Genomic DNA, 1,533 nt, shown 5'->3' on the forward strand with positions numbered 1-1,533 from the left:
GTTTCAGCCCCTGTACGTTCAATCCTACCGCTGTTGGTTAGACTTGAGCCTTGCTCACCTGCTGCGGCATCAAACTCTTCACCCAATTCTGTTGGATCAAACCCTTCTTCAATAGCACGTTGAACTTGAGCGATCGCATCATCAGTGTCTATCACGTTTTGCTGACCTTGGTCATCGACAAACCGCGCAGAAACGTTTGGCACGCTCTCTTCAGTTGTTTCGACAGTGACAATGACGTCGCTAGTAGCTGGTTGCTCGCCCGGAGGCAAACGTCTAACTTGGCCTTGAGCGTCGAGCACTATAACGCCGTTCGCAAGACCTAGTATACTTAGGTTGATATTTCCCATATCCATATTCCCACTTCTGCCCAGAACACACCAAACGCGGATCCAATCCCACTCTGCGCTGTGGCTATTTCCTACAATAAATTTAGTAGTGGCATTATTGATAATCAACTCACTAAAGGCATGGAAATGCGATGCTTTTTAAATTAGTCAATAGCAATAGCGACTTACATTCAAAAAAAACCAACAAACTTCGCATTTTTTTGCAAATGTCCTAAGCTTCGTTTAATACCATTCACTCAATTCAACGGTAAACGTAGGTTGGGAAACGGATGAGGCATTGAAAGTAGAAGGAGAGCTACTTTGAAATTGTTTAAATTATCCATAATGTGTTGCTTAGTTGCTGCAGCACCACTCGCCGCTCAAACTCTGGAACAGTCTGTGGCTATTACCCTGGCAACGAATCCAGAGATAAAAAGCATCTTTAACGAATATGTGAGCGTGAAAAAGCGTAATGACGCCTCTGGTGGGGCATACAGGCCGAGTATCGACCTTGATGCCGGTATTGGTTATGAAGGTATAAACCCTGCACCAAATAACGGTCCAGACACGGATCTAACAAGAAAGGAAGCAACGATTTCCCTCACTCAATTGCTGTGGGATGGTTCTTCGACTCTGAACGATATTGACCGTACCGCTGCAGAAGCCGAATCAGTTCGTTTGCAATTGATAGCAGATGCCGAAGACAAAGCACTGGAGGTAACACAAATATATCTCGACGCAGTAAAAGCGACTGAGGTACTGGCGCTGTCAGAAAGTAACCTTGCGATACACAAGAAAATCTATAAAGACATAAAAAAACGAGCGAGTTCAGGCATAGGTTCTACCGCAGACGTTTCGCAAGTAGAAGCTAGGATTGCAAAAGCTCATGGTAACTTATTAGCCGCCCAGAATAATTTGATCGACACACATACCCAATTTAGAAGAGTTGTAGGACAAGAACCGCTAGGTCTGATTTACCCAAGGGCCGACATATCTTGGATTCCACTGTCATTGTCAGATGCCATAGTTGACGCTTTAGATAAACACCCTGTAATTAAAATAGCGGCGGCAGATGTCGACGCAGCACATTTTCAATATAAACAGTCCAAAGGCGTAAACTATCCTACATTCTCTATCGAAGCGTCTCAGTCATGGCGTGATGATGCAGGAGGCGATGAAGGTTCAAGTCAAGAAACGCTCGCAATGC

The 1,533-nt window shown here is 44.7% G+C and carries 1 protein-coding gene and 1 pseudogene; one reads left to right on the forward strand and one right to left on the reverse strand.

Going from position 1 to position 1,533, the window contains the following annotated elements:
* Nucleotides 1-347 (reverse strand): annotated as a pseudogene (locus AB4496_RS19405) (biofilm-associated surface protein); the annotation flags it as partial.
* Between the two features lie 300 nt (nt 348-647).
* Between AB4496_RS19405 and AB4496_RS19410 the strand changes: the two are divergent.
* Nucleotides 648-1,533, forward strand: an 886-nt coding sequence (locus AB4496_RS19410; protein ID WP_372131660.1) for a TolC family outer membrane protein, incomplete at its 3' end; no start/stop codon positions are given.

Origin of the sequence: Vibrio sp. 10N.222.46.A1 (genome assembly GCF_041473595.1) — a bacterium.
Lineage (GTDB): Bacteria > Pseudomonadota > Gammaproteobacteria > Enterobacterales > Vibrionaceae > Vibrio > Vibrio tasmaniensis_A.